General features: G+C 61.5%; 14 protein-coding genes and 2 pseudogenes. 3 read left to right on the top strand and 13 right to left on the bottom strand.

Annotated elements, in window-relative coordinates; translation table 11 throughout:
* Window positions 1-16: 16 nt before the first annotated feature.
* The 7 genes from J2X43_RS02560 to J2X43_RS02530 form a co-directional block, all read right to left on the bottom strand.
* Complete coding sequence (locus J2X43_RS02560) at window positions 17-850, bottom strand: transporter substrate-binding domain-containing protein (RefSeq protein WP_112538246.1); 834 nt, start codon at window positions 848-850, stop codon at window positions 17-19.
* A 145-nt stretch (window positions 851-995) separates the two neighbouring features.
* A complete protein-coding gene (locus J2X43_RS02555; protein WP_112388750.1) occupies window positions 996-1,385 on the bottom strand; it encodes a carboxymuconolactone decarboxylase family protein in 390 nt (129 codons plus the stop codon).
* Entirely contained in the window at window positions 1,378-2,187 is an 810-nt protein-coding gene (locus J2X43_RS02550) for an alpha/beta fold hydrolase (protein ID WP_112388751.1), read from the bottom strand. The genes J2X43_RS02555 and J2X43_RS02550 overlap by 8 nt, the downstream gene beginning before the upstream one ends.
* Before the next feature lie 2 nt (window positions 2,188-2,189).
* Complete coding sequence (locus J2X43_RS02545; RefSeq protein ID WP_112388752.1) at window positions 2,190-3,266, bottom strand: LLM class flavin-dependent oxidoreductase; 1,077 nt, start codon at window positions 3,264-3,266, stop codon at window positions 2,190-2,192.
* Window positions 3,267-3,306: 40 nt separating this feature from the next.
* The gene (locus J2X43_RS02540; protein ID WP_112388753.1) at window positions 3,307-4,821 is read right to left on the bottom strand and encodes an aldehyde dehydrogenase; all 1,515 of its coding nucleotides are present in this window, start codon (window positions 4,819-4,821) and stop codon (window positions 3,307-3,309) included.
* A gap of 1 nt (window position 4,822) precedes the next feature.
* Window positions 4,823-5,815, bottom strand: a complete 993-nt coding sequence (locus J2X43_RS02535) for a flavin reductase (RefSeq protein ID WP_112388754.1) — start codon at window positions 5,813-5,815, stop codon at window positions 4,823-4,825.
* Window positions 5,816-5,980: 165 nt separating this feature from the next.
* Window positions 5,981-7,783: a helix-turn-helix domain-containing protein gene (locus J2X43_RS02530; protein ID WP_112388755.1), complete on the bottom strand. Its 1,803-nt coding sequence runs from the start codon at window positions 7,781-7,783 to the stop codon at window positions 5,981-5,983.
* A gap of 168 nt (window positions 7,784-7,951) precedes the next feature.
* Between J2X43_RS02530 and J2X43_RS02525 the strand changes: the two genes are divergently transcribed.
* Window positions 7,952-8,545, top strand: coding sequence for an amino acid synthesis family protein (locus J2X43_RS02525; RefSeq protein WP_112388756.1), 594 nt, complete (start codon window positions 7,952-7,954; stop codon window positions 8,543-8,545).
* Between the two features lie 6 nt (window positions 8,546-8,551).
* Here J2X43_RS02525 and J2X43_RS02520 read toward each other — a convergent pair whose 3' ends face one another.
* The 4 genes and pseudogenes from J2X43_RS02520 to J2X43_RS02505 form a co-directional block, all read right to left on the bottom strand.
* Window positions 8,552-9,469 carry a GH25 family lysozyme gene (locus J2X43_RS02520; protein WP_112388757.1) on the bottom strand — a complete coding sequence of 306 codons (918 nt, stop codon included), beginning with the start codon at window positions 9,467-9,469 and terminating at the stop codon, window positions 8,552-8,554.
* 260 nt (window positions 9,470-9,729) lie between these two features.
* Window positions 9,730-10,572, bottom strand: a complete 843-nt coding sequence (locus J2X43_RS02515) for an alpha/beta fold hydrolase (RefSeq protein ID WP_112389043.1) — start codon at window positions 10,570-10,572, stop codon at window positions 9,730-9,732.
* Between the two features lie 86 nt (window positions 10,573-10,658).
* Window positions 10,659-12,389: a PAS domain-containing methyl-accepting chemotaxis protein gene (locus J2X43_RS02510; RefSeq protein WP_112388758.1), complete on the bottom strand. Its 1,731-nt coding sequence runs from the start codon at window positions 12,387-12,389 to the stop codon at window positions 10,659-10,661.
* 217 nt (window positions 12,390-12,606) lie between these two features.
* Window positions 12,607-13,266, bottom strand: a pseudogene (locus tag J2X43_RS02505) (amino acid ABC transporter ATP-binding protein); the annotation flags it as partial.
* Window positions 13,267-13,484: 218 nt separating this feature from the next.
* Here J2X43_RS02505 and J2X43_RS02500 point away from each other — a divergent pair.
* Both J2X43_RS02500 and J2X43_RS02495 read left to right on the top strand, forming a co-directional pair.
* Complete coding sequence (locus tag J2X43_RS02500) at window positions 13,485-14,480, top strand: glyceraldehyde 3-phosphate dehydrogenase NAD-binding domain-containing protein (RefSeq protein WP_112388759.1); 996 nt, start codon at window positions 13,485-13,487, stop codon at window positions 14,478-14,480.
* A 63-nt stretch (window positions 14,481-14,543) separates the two neighbouring features.
* Window positions 14,544-15,014 carry a hypothetical protein gene (locus tag J2X43_RS02495; protein ID WP_310290692.1) on the top strand — a complete coding sequence of 157 codons (471 nt, stop codon included), beginning with the start codon at window positions 14,544-14,546 and terminating at the stop codon, window positions 15,012-15,014.
* 67 nt (window positions 15,015-15,081) lie between these two features.
* On the opposite strand, the pseudogene J2X43_RS02490 reads toward J2X43_RS02495, so the two are convergent.
* Both J2X43_RS02490 and J2X43_RS02485 read right to left on the bottom strand, forming a co-directional pair.
* Window positions 15,082-16,229 (bottom strand): annotated as a pseudogene (locus J2X43_RS02490) (M20 aminoacylase family protein).
* A 49-nt stretch (window positions 16,230-16,278) separates the two neighbouring features.
* Window positions 16,279-17,379 (bottom strand): branched-chain amino acid ABC transporter substrate-binding protein, encoded by a 1,101-nt coding sequence (locus J2X43_RS02485; RefSeq protein ID WP_112388761.1) that lies wholly within the window; start codon window positions 17,377-17,379, stop codon window positions 16,279-16,281.
* Between the last annotated feature and the right edge of the window lie 6 nt (window positions 17,380-17,385).

Genomic DNA, 17,385 nt, shown 5'->3' with positions numbered 1-17,385 from the left:
CTGGTTCTGGCGGCGGTTACTTTACGACCGTATAATCCACGCCGTACCACTTTACCGAAAGCTTGCTCAGCGTACCGTCCGCCTGCATGCCCTTCACGGCCTCGGCGATCTTGTCGTTGAACTCCTTGTCGCCATGCTCGATGGCAATGGCGAGCGGCTCGTAGAAGACCGGGTCGCCGATCTGCTTGATCGGATAGCCGGCCTTGACCGCGTCGAGAATGCTCGGCAGCGAGGACACGACGGCATCGAGACGGGTGCCGTCACCGAGACGCAGGTCGTCGAAAGCCGTGGTCGAGTTGGCGTAGGACTTCACGTCCTTCGGCTTGAACTCGTATTTGAACGGAGGCGCGCCGGCAGCGTCGAGCCTCAGGTCGCCCTTGGCATAGGCCTCAAAAGTCGAGGTCGCCGTAGTGCCGACCACCTTGCCGTCGAGATCGGAAAGCTTGGTCGCCTTGCTGTCCTTGTGAACGGCAACGGCGGCAGGGGTGTAATAATAGACGGCCGGGAAATCGAAGATTTCGGCGCGCTTCTTGGTCGGCGTCATCGAGCCGACATGCATGTCCCAGCGGCCCGCCCAGTTGCCGGCGGTGATGATGTCCCAGCCCGGCGTGACGAATTCGACCTTCACGCCAAGACGCTTGCCGATATCCTTGGCAACGTCGATGTCGAAGCCATCGAGTTCGTTCTTCTCGTTCATGAAGGATTGCGGCGCCCAGTTGGCGTCGGTCGCAACCTTCAGGTCCTTGGCCGCCAGCACGCGGTCGAGCACAGCACCGGCATTCGCCGGCACGGCAGCCAGCGCGACGGCGAGCGACGCAGCAGCGGCGGTCATCTTTGTCAGTCTGTTCATGCGATGGTTCCCTTTATTGTCATTCTTGGTTTTTGGCCCGGGCTCATTCCCGTACCGTCATGCGATCTTGAAGTCGAAGAGACCTTTTCGTCTTCCGGCGATCTGAAGCAGCCGCAGGCCGGTCGCTTCCTTGAATCGATGGAAGTCAGAGCTCTCCTTTCTGGCGCATCTCGTCGCGGATAGAGCGTGCGACCCGGAAGGCTTCGACGCCGGCCGGAATGCCGCAATAAACCGCGATCTGCGTGAGTGCCGCCCTGAGCTCGTCATCGGTCAGCCCATTGCGGATGGCGCCGCGGAAATGGATGCCGAATTCATGCATGCGATTGAGCGCCGCCAGCATGCCGAGGTTCAAAAGGCTGCGCTGCTTGAGATCGAGACCGTCATCGGTCCAGGCCGTGCCCCAGCAATATTCGTTGAGCACATCCTGGAACGGGGCCGAGAAACTGTCGGCGCCGTTGATGGCGCGATCGACGTAGTCGTCGCCGAGAACCTTGCGCCGGACGGCCTCACCACTCTTTCTGAGCGCTTCATCCATGGTTCGACTCCCCGGTTGTGAGGAACTCGCGCATCAGATCGGCAACCGTCTGCGGCGCCTCGATCAGGATCGAGTGGCGGAGGCCCGGCAGGATCGCGAGCTTCGAGCCTGGAATGCGCTCGTGCATGTAGCGGGCCATGCGCGGGTTCGACCCGGCATCGTCTTCGCCCGTCGCAATCAGCGCCGGGCAGCGGATCTGATCGAGGAATCCGCCGAAGTCGGTTTCCGCCAGCACGCGGTAGGCCGCCGCATAGCATTCCGGATCATTCTCGGCATCGCGCTGTCTAAGCGTCGCGATTACCTCCGGATTGTTGTCCTGGAATTCTTCGGTCAGCCACCGGGACAGCGATGCATTGTGATGGTCGGCAGGCGTGCCGGCGCGCAGCGCCGACAGCCGTTCGAGAACCCGCGTCCGCTCCTCCGGCGTCCGGCCAGCGACAGTCGATAGCAGCACCAGCTTGCGCAAGCGCTCGAGATGGGTCAACGCCAGGCGTTGTGCAATCAATCCGCCGAGCGAGAAGCCGGCGAGATTGAAAGTCGAGAAACCTGCCTTGTCGGCCAGCGCCAAAGCTTCATTGACGAAATCGTCGATCTCATAGCGGCCCTTGGCCCGGCTCGAATGGCCATGGCCGCGCAAATCGAAGGTCAGGATCGTGAACCTGTCCTTCAGACGCTCGACCACGCCCGACCATGCCTCAAGATAGGAGCCGACGCCGTGGATGCAGACCAGCGGATCGCCGCTGCCGTCGATCCGGTAGTTGAGCGTCACGTCTGCGACGGTATGGCGCTGTGCCTCTGCCATGATCAGCCCGCCGCCGCCTTGCGCTGCTTGTCTTTTTCGCGTGCCGCGAAGAAGGGCATGATTTCCTTGACGAACAGCTCGATCGTCCGTTTCTGCAGCTCGAAGGGCAGATTGAAGGTGAGCCCGAGACAATACTGATCGACGCCGGCTGCCTCATAGACCAGCAGCTTTTCGATCGCCTCATCCGGCGTGCCGAACATCAGGTTCTTGCGGATGTTGTCCGGGTTGTAGTTGTCCTTGCCCTTGACCGCCTCATAGGGAACCGCTTCCGGAAACCCTTCGCGCACATTGCCGATATTCTGCATCAGGTTTTCGAAGGTGCGGCCGTAATCCATGCTGTGCTGGACAGCGGTTTCCCAGCCGTCCGCCTTGTCGTAGACGCAGGTGCGGCGCTGCATCATGAAGCGCGGGCGCGGGACTTCCGGATGGTCGGCAACGGCCTTGTTGAACTTGTCGGCCAGAACCTGGATTTCTGCGGCAGGCTGGGAGAGCGGTGTGGAGAGGATGCTGGCGCCGTTGGCGATCGCCCAGTCGAACGAGCCGGGATCGCGCGCCGCCACCCAGATCGGCGGATGCGGCTGTTGCAGCGGCTTCGGCACAGACGTCGCCGTCGGGAATTTCCAGTAGTGGCCGTCATGGGCATAGTCGCCGGCCCACAGCTTCTTCACCGCAGGAACGATCTCCTTCATATAGGCGACGCCTTCCTGCTGCGGCATGCCGCCCGCCATCCGGTCGAACTCGTACTGGTAGGAGCCGCGGGCGATGCCGAATTCCAGGCGCCCATTCGTCAGGTGATCGCAGAGCGCCGATTCACCGGCGAGCCGGATCGGGCTCCAGTAGGGAGCGACGAGCGTCGAGGTGCCCAGGCGGATCTGCTGTGTATGCTGTGCCAGCCAGACGAGCGTCTGGAAAGGATTGGGAGAGATCGTGCATTCGATCGTGTGATGTTCGGCCGTCCACAGCGCCTCGAAGCCACCTTCGTCGGCCATCCGGGCAAGATGAAGAAGGTTGTTCTTGGCCGTCGACATCGAAACATCGGGCGAGAAGCGCTCCATGGTCAGCGATACTGCGAATTTCATCTGCTAGCCTCCCGTTCGGGCTGAATTTTCTTCTGTGCCGTCACTTCAGACGGATGACGAAGGGGTCCTGCATTGCCCCGGAGTAATCGATGATGACGTTCTTCAACCGCGAGAATTCGTGCATCACCTCGAAACCGCCGCGGCGGCCATAGCCGCTCTCCTTGAAGCCGCCATTGGCGGACATGAAGGAGGCGGAACGGTAGGTATTGACCCAGACCGTTCCAGCCTCGATCTGATTGGCGAAGCGAAGTGCCCGGTCGATATCCTTGGTCCAGATGCCGGAGGCGAGGCCGTAATGGCTGTCATTGGCGAGCGCGATCATCTCCGCCTCGTCGCGGAACGGCATGACGCCGACCACCGGGCCAAAGATCTCGTCGCGCATGAAGCTCATGTCGTTCTGCGCATCGACCATGACGGTCGGCTCGAAATACCAGCCGCCGCTCGACAGGCCTTCCTTCTGGGGACGGCGGCCACCGGCTGCGATCTTCGCGCCTTCCTTGACGCCGGATGCCACGTAGCCCTCGACCTTGGTGAGCTGGTCGGCGAGCGCCAGCGGACCGATATCCGTCTCCTCGACCGTCGGCAGGCCGACACGGATGCGGGCGGTGCGGGCAACCAGTGCATCGATGAACTTGTCGTAGATACTGGCCTCGACGAAGCAGCGCGAACCGGCAACGCAGGTCTGGCCCGCCGCGGCAAAGACGCCGGACACGACACCGTTGACCGCATGCTCGATCTCAACATCGCCGAACACGACATGCGGAGACTTGCCGCCAAGCTCTATCGAGCAGGGCACGAGGTTCTGCGCCGCATTGCCGGCGATGCGGCGGCCGGTCGCGGTGCTGCCGGTGAAGACATACTTCGAGACACCCGGATGGCGTGTCAGCGCCTCGCCCGCACTCTTACCGGTACCAGTGACGACATTGACGACGCCTGCGGGAAAGCCCGCTTCATGGATCAGCTCGGCCAGCGCCAGCGTCGAGGCACTTGCATGTTCGGAGGGCTTGATGACGACGGTGTTGCCGATCGCCAGGCACGGCGCCAGCGTGCCGGTGAGCAGCATAAGCGGCGAATTCCAGGGCGTGATCATGCCGACGACGCCGAGCGGCTCGCGCAGGTTGAGGTTCAGCGTATCGACCCGGTTGATCGGGATGGTGTCGCCCTGCAGCTTGTCAGCCATGCCGGCGAAATAGTGATAGCTATCCGGCATCGAGCGCATCTGCGCCCGCGTTTCCTTCAGCAGCTTGCCATTGTCGCGCGTCTCGATCTCGGCCAGCGTATCGGCATTGGCCCGGACAAGCTCGGCAAGACGGCGCACCAGCGCGCCACGATCGGTCTGCGTCATGCGGCGCCAGGCGGGGTTGCGGAAGGCAGCATTTGCTGCGGCAACGGCAGCCGCGACATCATCGGCATCGGCCTCCGCCAGATCGCACCAGCGCTCGCCGGTCGTCGGATCATAGCTTGCGATATAGTTGCCGTTCTTCGGCGCTACGAATTCGCCGTTGATGAACAGGCCCTGGCGCGAACCTTCGATGGAGCTGACTGTCGTCTTCATGTCACTGTCCTTGGTCTTGGGAGGCTTGGATCCAGGCACGGGCTTCGCCGTCGATCATCGCGACGCGGCCGCCATCGTCGGAATCCATGTAGATGCCGAACCGGCCTGCCTGCCGCTCGCGCACATAGCGGCGCAGCATCGAACGCAGTTCGTGGGTGGCGATCGTCTCGTAGGGAAGATCGTCGATCGCAAAGAAACGGAGATCGGCGGGCAGATTGACGCCCTCCCCCTCGCCCGCCAGCCGCGCACGATAGACGAGATAGCCTGGATCGCTGTCGGCAACGTCGAAGACAGAGTAGAGGAAGGTCTCGTCCGGCATCAGCCGCAGTGCATCGCCGCCTTCGACGACCAGCTGGCTGTCAGCCTTGCGGCGGCGCGCCGAGGGAAGCACCCAGCTGCCCTTTCCGTCAGCCCGCAGCAGCAGGCCATCGCCGGCTTCGATCAGGTAGCCGATGATCATGCCATGAGAAGCGAGCCAGCCGGATGGCAGCGGATCCTTGACGCTGGCATAGCGGCCGCGGCAGAAGCCGAGTGGCGCGGTCGGGCTGGTGCCGAAAGCCCTGACCTGGCCGATCAGAACCGTGTGATCGCCGGCATCAACCGAGCTGAAGGTCGTGCAGTCGAACCAGGTGAGACTATCCGTCAGAACAGGCGCACCGGTATGGATATGGTCGTGGGTGACGGACTGGAACTTGTCCGGCGACTTCGAGGCGAAGGTACCCGATACATCGACCTGGCCTTCATGGAGGATATTGACTGCAAAGCAACCGGCACCCGTAAAGGCCTGATAGCTGGACGCGGACTTGGCGATGCAGACCAGAAGCAGCGGCGGATCCAGCGAAACCGAGGTGAAGGAATTCGCGGTCATGCCGCGCGGCGTGCCGTCCTCATCGCGGGTGGTGATGACGGTGACGCCCGTCACGAAGGTTCCGAAGGCCCGGCGCAGTGCGATCGGATCGATCGGCGCATCCGTCTTTGCCGCTATCTCCGCCATGCTTTCGTGCCTCCTCCGTTTGTTGAAGAGGAGGCTATCGCTGCCTGTCCGGTGGTTCTTCCGCGCCTTCAAAGGAAAGGCAGGAAAACTTCTGCTGCGATCCATAGGAGAGGGAAAGTGGCCGCGCGAAAGCACTGCAAGCGAGGATAACGGGGCTGTGGGAGATTACTTTCCGGCCGTTGCGCGGTTGTCGATGACGCCATGCAGGCGGATCGCCAGTTCGACCGCAAAGCGCTTTTCCGGCATCTCGACATCGACGCCGAAGAGTTCCTGGATGCGCGACAGCCGATAGCGCAACGTCGTCACATGCAGGCCCATCGTATCGGCGCAGGCCTGGCTGCGGCAGCCTTCCTGCAGGTAGGTAGACAGCGTCTCGAGATAGGGCGTGCCGTTCTCGCGGTCATGCTCGGCAATGGCGCCGACGCTTTCCTGCACGAAGCTGCGCACGTCGCCGGCTTCGGACGCCGCAACCAGCATCGGCAGCGGCCCGAAATCCTGAGCGGAAACGGCGCCTGTCAGCCCGAAGGAGCGGCCGATGCGGATCATCCGGCTGCAGCGTTCCCAGGCGGCGGGATAATCGGAAAGCGCGGCACAGCGGTTACCCGCGACGACCACGGGCGGCTCGTCGAAATAGCGGCCGAGCTCCTCGGCAATCCGCCGTGTCAGCTTGGCCGTGCGTTCCTGCCGCTTGCTCGGATCATGCGGAACCAGGCACACGACGCCGCCATCAATCGCGATCAGGCTCGCCTGCAGCGATGCCTGCTGCATGATGCGTGCAAGGGTGTGTTCTACATCGACGGAAGCCCCGCCGAACGCCTTCGTCTTGTCGGGAAAATCGATGACGATCATCTGCTGCGGCGTCGCGAAATTGAGCCCCAGCCTTTGGGCGCGCTGGGCGACATCTCCGGCATTGCGCCATCTGGCCTCGACGATCTCGAAGAACAGCTCGGTCTGTGTGCGGGTCTCAAACCGGAAGCGGATGAAACTGCGCATCATCTGGACGCTGAGCGCGAACTTGGCGCTGTCGAGCATCAGGAGATCGAGATCGCTGAACTCGCGCGAGGTGGGGAAGATGATCAAGGCCCCCACCAGCTGGTTATCGACCATCAGTGCCTCGATGCGGGCCGAGATCTTGAAGCGCTGCGTGCCATCATCGAGAAACAGGCTCGCGGCATCGGTCGTGCCACGATCGATCGCCTCGCGCGCCGCCTTCATTAGCGGCCGGGCAAAGACGGTGGACGCGGCCTCCTGCCACGAGGCCTCGTCATAAAGCCCATTTGGCGGCCGCCCCGCGATCACCTGATTGGCGGTGAAATCGACAACCACAGTCGGGTTCGGCAGCATCATGCCGACCATCGCGGACAGCGGCGCAACCGCACCGTCACTAAGCACATGTTCGAGCAGCGAGGTATGCGCCTGCAGCGCCCGCTCCAGCCGCTGCGCCGCGCGCTTCTCTGCCTCAAGCCGGTGCTCGCGCTCGACGGCGATGGCGCCCATGTGAATGATGGTGCCGAGAAAGGCGAGGTCGTCTTCGGTGACATCGGTGATCTGCCGGGAGATGACGCTCAGCACCATCGGCCGGCCCTCGGCATCCCGGCAGTTCATCGGCATCACGACGACCGTGCGGTAGTCGCGCTCGAAGGCTTCCTTGCGATAACCCGGAAACTCGGCCGTCTCGCGCGCGTCGCGGATATAGACGGGCTCGTTGCGCTGCAGGGCAATCAGCGACGGGCTTGTCGCCAGTTCCCATCGGTCCGGCAGCTGGCGTTCGATCAGCGTCGGATCGTAGCGGACGATGACATAGGCATAGCCGTGCGCCGCATCGATGCCCATGATCGAACCAAGCGACCAATGGGCGTGACGGCAGGCGGCCGCGATCAGGTGCTGCAGCACGGTCTGAAGGTCGCCGCCGCTGTTGATCTGGCTCGCGACGTCGCGGAGCGCCAATATCTGAGACTTCTGATCCAACCTGCCTCGCTCCCCCCGGCTGGCGCGTATCATGCGCGCGGCCTCAATAGAAATCTACTCCGTTTCGATGGAAGCTGAAGCCATCCGCTTCCGCCGATCAAAGGAAGACGTTCGCCGTTTAGCCGCTAGGCTTCTAGCCAGTTTCAACATTTCGTATCGGCGCAAGGCATGACACTCGGCATCAGAAAGATTTCCACCTTCCTCGAAGAAACGCATGTCGAAGGCGGCAAGGCAGCGCCTCGGCCGGTGACCATGGTCGTGGTGGCAGCAGTGATCCAGAACCCCTGGGCCGGGCGCGGCTTCGTCGAGAACCTGCGGCCGGAGATCATCCGAATTGCCGGCGAACTCAGCCACGAGATGACCAGCCGCCTGTTGCGGCAGATGGATGCCGAGAAGATCGAGGCCTGCGGCAAGGCGGCAGCGGTCGGCATCAACGGCGAGATCGAACATGCCTCGGCGATGATCCATACGCTGCGCTTTGGCAACCCGTTCCGCGAGGCGATCGGCGGCACCAACTATCTGGAATTCGCCAATACCCGCAACGGCCCCGGCGCCCTGCTATCGCTGCCGATGATGCACAAGAGCGAGAGCGGCAAGCGCTCACACTTCCTGACCGCCAACTTCATGATTGCCGATGCCCCGGGCGCTGATGAAATCATCGTCGCGATCGGCGCGGCCGACGGCGGCCGGCCGCATGCGCGCATCGCCGACCGGTTCCAGGATATTGCCGAGATGGAAGCCGAAAAGGCAGCCAAGGGCTAACCCGGGCTACCGGCCCCCGTCGCCGGGAATTGCCGCGGTGATGATCGTGTCGGCCGCAATCAAGCGGTCGAACACGCCGGGGAGCTCGATCTTTGCCAGGATCAGCGGCGGATCGGGATCTCCGGGCGGCAGCAGACGGCCCTGCGGCCAGATGGCTTTCAGCTCCTCCCGGTTTACTGAGGCGAGGTTGACATCGATATCCGTCAGCGTTCCCGGCACCCGGTAGGGGCAGCGTCTCGTCGAGCAGTTCGACGCCGAGGAGAATTGCCACAGGAAATATTGCTGCCAGTTGCCCATCGGAAATGTGCCGCCGACATCAGGCTTGTAGCGCGCATACCAGATCGGCAGCCGTGCCAGCACCGGATAGATCTGCCGGTAGGCGGCGATATAGCGGGCGGTCGCGTGGTTGACGTAAAGGATCGGATAGCGGCCGGTGCGGGTTCGGATATGCCCGGCAAAGATCTGCGCATCAGACAGCGACATGAACTGATCGGTGTCGAGCCCCTCGAGATCGAGGACCATCAGGTCGTCGGGGCCGGGCTCTGCGTAGTCCAGAAAGTGGTTGGCCTGATCAACCGGGTTGCCGGGTCTGGCGACATGATAGGCGCCCCATAGCAGCCCGCTCTGCTTGGCAATGAATTTCCGGGTCTGATAGAGCTCGCGGCTGACCGCATATTTGCGCCACATCGTCTTGCAATGCGCGACGGTATCGCCGCGATGCTCGCCGCTGCAATCAAACACTTCCGGAAGCCCGTCCGAGGCCTTGGAAATCATCCCGGCGATCCGCTTGTCGGTGAGCAGAGCATCCCAGTCGATCGCGTTCATCTCATAGGCATCGACGATAAGCGCCGCATCCTGGCGGTTCCAGGGGGCCGCGTCGCGCGCGCCAGCGGAAGGACCGGCCAGTGAGAGACCGGCCGCCATGAGGTATGCAAACACCCATCTAAGGGATCGCCGCATCGACCGCCCTCTGTTCGTGCCGGGCAATTATATTAGATCATGCTTGCGCGAAACTGCGCCGGAGCGGCAGGGGGTAAACGGTGCTACGCCTTTCGGACGAATTGCCGAAGCGGCAGCCGTCTCCCATATCCATTTGGCTATGGTGAAAAGGACAGATGACCGACACCAATGCGGGGCCCGCTGAACCGGAATTCGGCGGGCCTCCTTTTCTTCAGGCAGAATCCCTACTTCCCGGCAATCGCATTGCGGATCATCGCGTCGTAGCCTTCCGGATCCTGCAGCATCGCAAAATGGCTGGCATCCTTGAGGATCACCAGTTTGGCGCCCGGAATTTCCTTTGCCATCATCTCAGTATGATCAAGTTTGACGGCCTCGTCGTGGTCGCCGATCGCCAGCGTCACCGGCACGGCGATCTTGGCGAGATTCGCAGCAGTCCAGGCCGGCTGGCTCGCCCACATCGCCGAGATCTGGTTGACGAACGCGTCATATTCGTTCGGCGTCGGCGACAGCTTGTTGTAGGATTCGCCCGCGGCATTGATATAGTCGCTGAAGGTCTTGTTGGTCATCACGTCGGCCTTGACGCCATCGGTCGTGACATTCGCCGCCTGGGCAATGACCCGCGTCAGCTTCTCCGGATGCGTCATCGCCATGTCGATGCCAATAATGCCGCCGTCGGACCAGCCAACGAGCGTGACCTTGTCCAGCTTCAGATAGTCGAGCAGCGCCACGTAGTCGGACGTCATCAGGTCGTAGCCGAAGGGCTGGGCGCTGCGCGTCGAGCGGCCGTGGCCGCGGCTGTCGGCAACGATCACCCGATGATCCCGGGCAAAATCCGCGACCTGATTGCCCCAGACATCGGCGCTGCCGAGACCGCCGTGAATGAAGAGGATAGGGTCGCCCTCCCCATACTCAGCGTAGTACATCTTGATATCGTTGACCGGTGCCATGCCGCTGGCCTTGGCGGGCGGCATCGGTGGAAAACTGGGTAGCGTTTCCCAGCGCTCGGCGGCTTTTGCCGCCGTGGTCAGGGCGAGTGCGGTCAATAGGGCAATGGCAGCAGCTTTGATTGCAGACACAGCTGATCTCCGAGCGAAACACGCCGCGGAGATTAGGCCTATCCAGCCAGCTGGCAAGTCATCCAATCGAAGGCGGGTCAGGCGGCCGAACGGCTGGTCTGCGGGTTCCGGGGCCCCTGATAGTTCGATTTGACCGAAGAGCCGTCGTCGCGCATCACCGCACGGCGGTTCAGCTTGAAGAGGCTGACGAGCTGCGACAGCGCATCGGCGCCGAGCGCCAAGGTGCTGCTGATCGCCGTCGTGCGCGCACTCATCGCCGCATTTTCGCGCGTCATCTGGTCGAGCCGCTCGACTGCCTTGCTGATATCGCCAAGCCCCGCCGTCTGCTCGTCGGCCGCATGGGCAATTCTGTCGACATTGCCGTCGATCCGTTTGACGAGAACGTCGATCTGCTTCAGTGCCTCGCCGGTCTCACCGACCAGCCGGACGCCTTCGAGCACCTCGGTGCCGGAATTGTTGATCAGTGCCTTGATTTCCTTCGCCGCATTCGCCGAGCGCTGGGCAAGCTCGCGCACTTCTTGAGCAACGACGGCAAAGCCCTTGCCGGCCTCGCCGGCGCGCGCCGCTTCTACACCGGCGTTCAGCGCCAGAAGGTTCGTCTGGAAGGCGATCTCGTCAATCACGCCGATGATCTGGCTGATCTCACGGGAGGCCGCCTCGATGCGCTGCATCGCGTTGACGGTCTGCTCCACAACTTTGGTCGAGGCTGCGGTCGAAGCCCGTGCACTTTGAACAAGCTGCCGGGTCTCCTTGGTGTTTTCCGATGACGAGCGGACGGTGGCAGTGATCTCGCCGAGTGCCGCCGTCGTCTCCTCAAGGGCTGCTGCCTGCTCACGGGAGCGTTCGGCAAGATGCTCGGAAGCCTCGCGCACCTCCTGGCTGCTCTTGCTGAGATCACCGGTCTGGCCGAGAACATTGACCAGCGTCTTCTGGAACTCGCCGATCGACTTGTTGAAGTCGCGGCGCAGCCGTTCGAATTCACCAACGAAGGGCTTGTCGAGCGTAACGCGGATATTGCACTGCGACAGCCGTTCGAGCGCCGCGCCAAGCTCTTCCACCGCATCCATCCGGTCAGTCACGTCGATCGCAAACTTGACGACCTTGAAGACCTCGCCCTTGTGGTCGATGATCGGATTGTAGGACGCCTGAATGAAGACGCGCTTGCCATCCTTGCCAAGCCGCATGAACTGCCCGGTGGAGAATTTACCCGAGCGCAGTTCGGCCCAGAAATCCCGGTATTCCTGCGATTGGGCGTAGCCCGCCTCACAGAACATCGCATGATGCTTGCCGATGATCTCGGACGCCTCGTAGCCAAGCGCGCCGAGGAAATTCTCGTTGGCCTTCAGGATCGTGCCATCGGGTGTGAACTCGATGACGGCCTGCGCACGCGACAGCGCCGCCAGCTTTCCTTCGTCTTCGGCGCTCTTGCGCTTGATCGCGGTGATATCGGTGGCGATCTTCACCACCTTGTAGGGCTTGCCGCGGCGGAAGACCGGATTGTAGGAGGCTTCGATCCAGATTTCCTGGCCATTCTTCGCCAGACGCCGGTACTGGCCCTGATCATACTCTCCGCGCGCCAGCTTTGCCCAGAACGCCTTGTATTCCGTCGATGCTGCCTCATCGCGCAGCACGAACATGCTGTGATGGCGGCCGACGATCTCGGAGCGCGGGTAACCGACAGCTTTGCAAAAATTCTCGTTGGCAGTCAGGATGTTGCCAGAAAGATCGAACTCGATGATGGCTTGCGAGCGGCTCAGCGCCTCAAGCACGGACGACGCATCAAAACCGAGTTTCGGAAAGCTGGACATGTTTCAGTGACCCCACGATTACCGGCATCGGGACGATCCTGAACCGCCCGCCTTGCGCCCTCGCGAAACACTATCCGGACACCGTTAATTAGATATTAAGCATATCTGAAGTGGTGATTTTTACGGGCGGCTATCCCGCGCCGGGCGCCGATCCGCGTCAGGGTTGCGGAGCCGGTGTGCCCGATGACCTCATACGTGACCTGCGCCGCACACTCGTCTAATGCAGGATCTGGCTGAGGAACAGCTTGGTACGCTCGTGCTGCGGATTGTCGAAGAACTCAGCCGGCGAATTCTGTTCGACGATCTGGCCCTGGTCCATGAAGATGACGCGGTTGGCGACCTGGCGGGAAAAGCCCATTTCGTGGGTTACGCAGAGCATGGTCATGCCTTCTTCGGCCTGACTGACCATCGTAGCCAACACTTCCTTGACCATCTCAGGATCGAGCGCCGAGGTCGGCTCGCCGAACAGCATGATCTTCGGATTCATGCAGAGCGAACGGGCGATCGCCACGCGCTGCTGCTGGCCGCCGGAGAGCTGGCCCGGATATTTGTTGGCCTGTTACGGAATCTTGACGCGCTTCAGGAAGTGCATGGCGACTTCTTCCGCCTGCTTCTTCGGCATCTTGCGCACCCAGATCGGCGCCAGCGTGCAGTTTTCCAGGATCGTCAGGTGCGGGAAGAGGTTAAAGTGCTGGAACACCATGCCGACTTCGCGGCGCACTTCGTCGATCTTCTTCAGGTCGTTGGTAAGCTCGGTGCCATCGACGACGATCTGACCCTTCTGGTGCTCTTCCAGACGGTTGATGCAACGGATCATCGTCGACTTGCCGGAGCCAGACGGGCCGGCGATGACGATGCGCTCGCCACGCATAACCCTGTATAGCAAGTGTTTTTTGTCGATAAAAAACCAGAAACATCTTAAGCTTATGCGATCGTTACGAAAAATAGGACCTGCCTCTGATCGGTCAGGCGGCGGCTCCTCACCCGTCCAAGCGATCGCCGCCGCGCTTGGAAGCAGTAGCAGCGACCGCCTTGATATTGCGCATCGCTCACGGTTGTCATAGGCCTCATCACATAATCGCAGGAGCCCAGCGCGTGACGAAACAGAAGCCGAAAATTGCTATCAATGGCTTTGGCCGCATCGGCCGCTCTGTTCTTCGCATCCTGCTGAAAGAGCGCCGCGATATCGAGGTCGTCCTCGTCAACGACATCGCTCCGCTGGAAAGCTGCGCCTACCTGTTCCAGTATGACAGCGTCTTCGGCCCATGGCCGGAGGACGTGGTGGCCGAGGCTCGCGCGTTGCGGATCGGCGAGCGTTCGATACCTTTCCACAACGAGCGGGATATTCGCGCCCTCGATCTATCGCACGTCGATATTTTCCTCGAATGCACCGGCCAGCCTTATACCCGCGATTACGTCTCCCGGGCGCTAGAGGCCGGCGCAAAGCGTGTCCTGATTTCGGGTCCGGCGGAATCTGCCGACGCGACGGTGGTGCTTGGCGCCAACGAAGAGATGATTGCCGGCCACAAGATCATATCCAATGCATCATGCACCACGAACGCGCTGGCACCCCTGCTGAAGACTGTCGATGACCTCTTCGGCATCACTGGCGGGCAGATGACGACGGTTCATTGCTATACCGGAAGCCAGCCGACCGTCGACCAGCCGCGGGACGATTTTGCACGCAGCCGCGCGGCAGCCCTCTCTATGGTGCCGACGAGCACCAGCGCCCACAAGCTGGTTGGCAAAGTCCTGCCATCCCTCGCCGGAAAGATCGAAGCCCGGGCCATCCGCGTTCCGACCGCAAGCGTCTCGGCGATCGACCTGACGGTGTCGCTGGAGAAGGCGCCGACCCTAGCCGAAGCCCGCGAACGCTTCAAGGGCGCAATCGCCACGTCGCCCGTCATCGGCTGGATCGAAAAGCCGCTCGTATCCGTCGATCTGCGCGCCCGGCCGGAATCGCTGGTCGTCTCAGGACCGGAACTCTCGGTTTCCGCTGGCGGCCTTCTGCGGGTTTTTGGCTGGTACGACAATGAATGGGGCTTTGCCAACCGGATGCTCGACGTTGCGGCCCTAATGGCACGGTCGTAGCGCGGCGAAATGAGAGAGACGATAGCAATGCCGTATCCGAGGTCATTCAGGGCCATATCCGCAGTGGCCGCGACCCTGTCCCTGTTGTGGGCACCAGCGCTGTTGGCGCAGGAGGCATCGTCCGGTTCGAACTGGTCCAAGGACCCGACCAGCCGCTGCGAATTCATTTCCCCCATCTCTCTGACTGCAGGTCCCACCTACTGGACAGGACTATGCACCGCGAACAAGGCATCCGGACTTGGCATGCTGCGACGGCGCGACGGCGATCGCGCCGGTCCTGCCTTCTATGGCGAAATGAAAGCAGGCGTGCCTGTCATCGGTGTGATCGATCATGATGGTTATCGCGTTGGCCGCTTCAACGATGGCGATATCGGTGGCGATGCCAATCTCAAACCGCAGGTTCGGATCGATGCGTTCCGCGCGGCGGCAAAGGCAGCGCGAGCGGTCGGCTCGCAATATGCCAAGCAGGGCAACGCCGCCTCATCCCGCCACTATGAAAACATTGCCCAGCAACTCGATATGCAGGTGGAATGACCATTCGTTTCGGCGCCGGCATCGACCCTGTCGATGAGAACGCGATTTGCGGCAAGAATTGTGAGCGTTATCGCAGCCGTTGTCTCGCGACGGCAACGAAATATTCAGCCCCTTGCCGAAGCACATTGTCGTTGAAGTCATAGCTGGGATTGTGCAGGGGAGCTGACGTCTCTCCATTGCCGATGAAGGCGAAGTTACCGGGAACTTTCTCCAGGAGCCTGGCGAAATCTTCGGAGGCGGCGATAGGCGCAATATCGTCTTCCACCGCCCCAGGTCCGAAAACGGAGGCGGCAGCCTCCAGTGCAACGCGCGTTTGCTCGGATGTGTTGACGAGTGGAACGAACTCACGGCCGTAGCGATCGATGCCGAACAACCATAGGCCGAAGCAGTCCCATCAACGATCTGGCGCATACGGCGCTCAATCTCCGCGCTGACCTCAGACCGCATGCTACGCGCGTCGCCGAGTATGGTTGCGGTACCCGGGAGAGCGTTACGTGTACCGTCGGCAATAAGTTCAGTGACCGATACAACCGCCATATCTGCGGGGTCGAGCCGTCGAGAAACGATCGTCTGCAGGTTCACAACGAGCGCACAGGCTGCAACCAGCACTTCATTGGTATGGTGCGGTCGCGCCGCGTGGCCGCCTGTTCCGTCCAGCCTTATCTCGAATATGTCCTCGGCGGCCATGATTGAGCCAATTCGCGTCGCGAACCGGCCCACCGGCATACCCGGCATGTTGTGGATGCCGTAGACTTCGGAAAAAGGGAACCGGGCCATGAGGCCGTCGTCCAGCATTGAAAGAGCGCCCCTGCCCCATTCCTCAGCCGGCTGAAAGACGAAGCGAACCGTGCCGTCGAAGCCACCCTCTTCTGCCAGGATACGGGCAGCACCAAGTAGCATTGCGACATGTCCGTCATGGCCACAGGCGTGCATCGTGCCTAAGGCTTGCGACCGGTAGGGAAGGTCGCTCCTCTCGCTGATCCGAAGCGCATCCATGTCGGCACGAAGCGCGATGGCGCGCTTTCCGGTTCCCAGCGTCAAACTGCCGACAACGCCGGTTTTTCCAACGCCTTCTATGACCTGGATGCCCCATGAACGAAGTTTCTCGGCGACGAACGCTGCCGTGTTGATTTCTTCAAAGCCGAATTCGGGATTGCGGTGCAGGTGATGCCGCCATTCGATCATCTCCCTCTCGATTGTCTCGAACCTGTTCATAGTCCACTCCCGAGCAAGAGGGCGCCGCTGGAGCGGCGCCCGGACAAGATCATTCGGCATTCTTTTGCTCGAACTTGCCACCCTTCAGTTCGTAGAAGACGAAGTCCAGCCGCGTGATATCGCCCTTCTCGTTGTAGGAGAGAGGGCCTATGACGGTATCGACTTTCAGCCCGCCGTGCAGCTTGTCTGCGACAATCTGTGGATCGGCGCTTCCGGCTTCCTTGATGCCGGCTGCAATGACCTGCATCGCCACGTAGCCATAGAGCGTGAAGCCTTCCGGATCGATCTTCTTCCCGGCAAAGCGCTTCACAACCTCCGCAGCCGCGGGGTTTTGACGTGCATCGGGGCCGAAGGTAATCAATGTGCCGTCGGCTTCCGGCCCGGCGATAGCCGCGAATTCACCCGAGAACATCGCGTCTCCGCCGATCATCGGGGTCTTGACCCCTTGATCACGCAATTGACGAAGAATGAGACCTCCCTCGGTGTAGACGCCGCCGAAATAGACGACATCAGCCTTGGTCTCTTTGATCTTGGCGATCAGGGCCGAGAAATCCTTGTCGCCGACAGTGATACCCTCGTAGCCAGTCTCGGTCAGGCCGCCGGCATTGATCGATTTCTTTACCTCTTCGGCAAGACCCTGACCGTAGGGCGTCTTGTCGTGAACGATGAAGACATTCTTGCCGGTGAAATTCTTGATCAGATAGTTCCCTGCGACGGTCCCTTGCTGGTCGTCACGCCCACAGGTGCGAAAGGTGTTCCAGAGCCCGCGTTCCGTGAGCTTGGGATTTGTGGATGCCGGAGTGATCTGGAACATGCCGTTCTCGGCATAGACATCCGAGGCAGGGATTGAGGCACCGGAATTCTGATGCCCGATGACGAATTTTATGCCGGATGCCGCAAGCCGATTGGCGACCGAGACGGCCTGCTTGGGATCGCCACCGTCATCTTCCGTCTGCAGCAAGATCTTTTCGCCGAGAATTCCACCCGCGGCATTGATATCCTCGATCGCCTGCTTGACGCCATTGAGGTTCTGTTCGCCAACAGCGGCGCTGCCGCCTGTGACCGGGCCGGCCCAGCCGATGGTCATATCCGCCAATGCCGGCGTGGCCAGCACGCCCGCAATCGTCGCGGCAATTATTATGCTTTTCATGTCATT

Origin of the sequence: Rhizobium sp. BE258 (assembly GCF_031457345.1) — a bacterium.
Lineage (GTDB): Bacteria > Pseudomonadota > Alphaproteobacteria > Rhizobiales > Rhizobiaceae > Rhizobium.
Note: the sequence above shows the minus strand (reverse complement) of the source record. Positions and strands in the feature narration are given on the sequence as shown.

Bases quoted from the DNA above. Each gene is read 5' to 3' on its own strand.
- J2X43_RS02540 (WP_112388753.1), bottom strand. From the start codon at position 4,821: ATGAAGACGACAGTCAGCTCCATCGAAGGTTCGCGCCAGGGCCTGTTC.
- J2X43_RS02555 (WP_112388750.1), bottom strand. From the start codon at position 1,385: ATGGATGAAGCGCTCAGAAAGAGTGGTGAGGCCGTCCGGCGCAAGGTT.
- J2X43_RS02485 (WP_112388761.1), bottom strand. From the start codon at position 17,379: ATGAAAAGCATAATAATTGCCGCGACGATTGCGGGCGTGCTGGCCACG.
- J2X43_RS02525 (WP_112388756.1), top strand. From the start codon at position 7,952: ATGACACTCGGCATCAGAAAGATTTCCACCTTCCTCGAAGAAACGCAT.
- J2X43_RS02560 (WP_112538246.1), bottom strand. From the start codon at position 850: ATGAACAGACTGACAAAGATGACCGCCGCTGCTGCGTCGCTCGCCGTC.
- J2X43_RS02510 (WP_112388758.1), bottom strand. From the start codon at position 12,389: ATGTCCAGCTTTCCGAAACTCGGTTTTGATGCGTCGTCCGTGCTTGAG.
- J2X43_RS02545 (WP_112388752.1), bottom strand. From the start codon at position 3,266: ATGAAATTCGCAGTATCGCTGACCATGGAGCGCTTCTCGCCCGATGTT.
- J2X43_RS02535 (WP_112388754.1), bottom strand. From the start codon at position 5,815: ATGGCGGAGATAGCGGCAAAGACGGATGCGCCGATCGATCCGATCGCA.
- J2X43_RS02520 (WP_112388757.1), bottom strand. From the start codon at position 9,469: ATGGCGGCCGGTCTCTCACTGGCCGGTCCTTCCGCTGGCGCGCGCGAC.
- J2X43_RS02550 (WP_112388751.1), bottom strand. From the start codon at position 2,187: ATGGCAGAGGCACAGCGCCATACCGTCGCAGACGTGACGCTCAACTAC.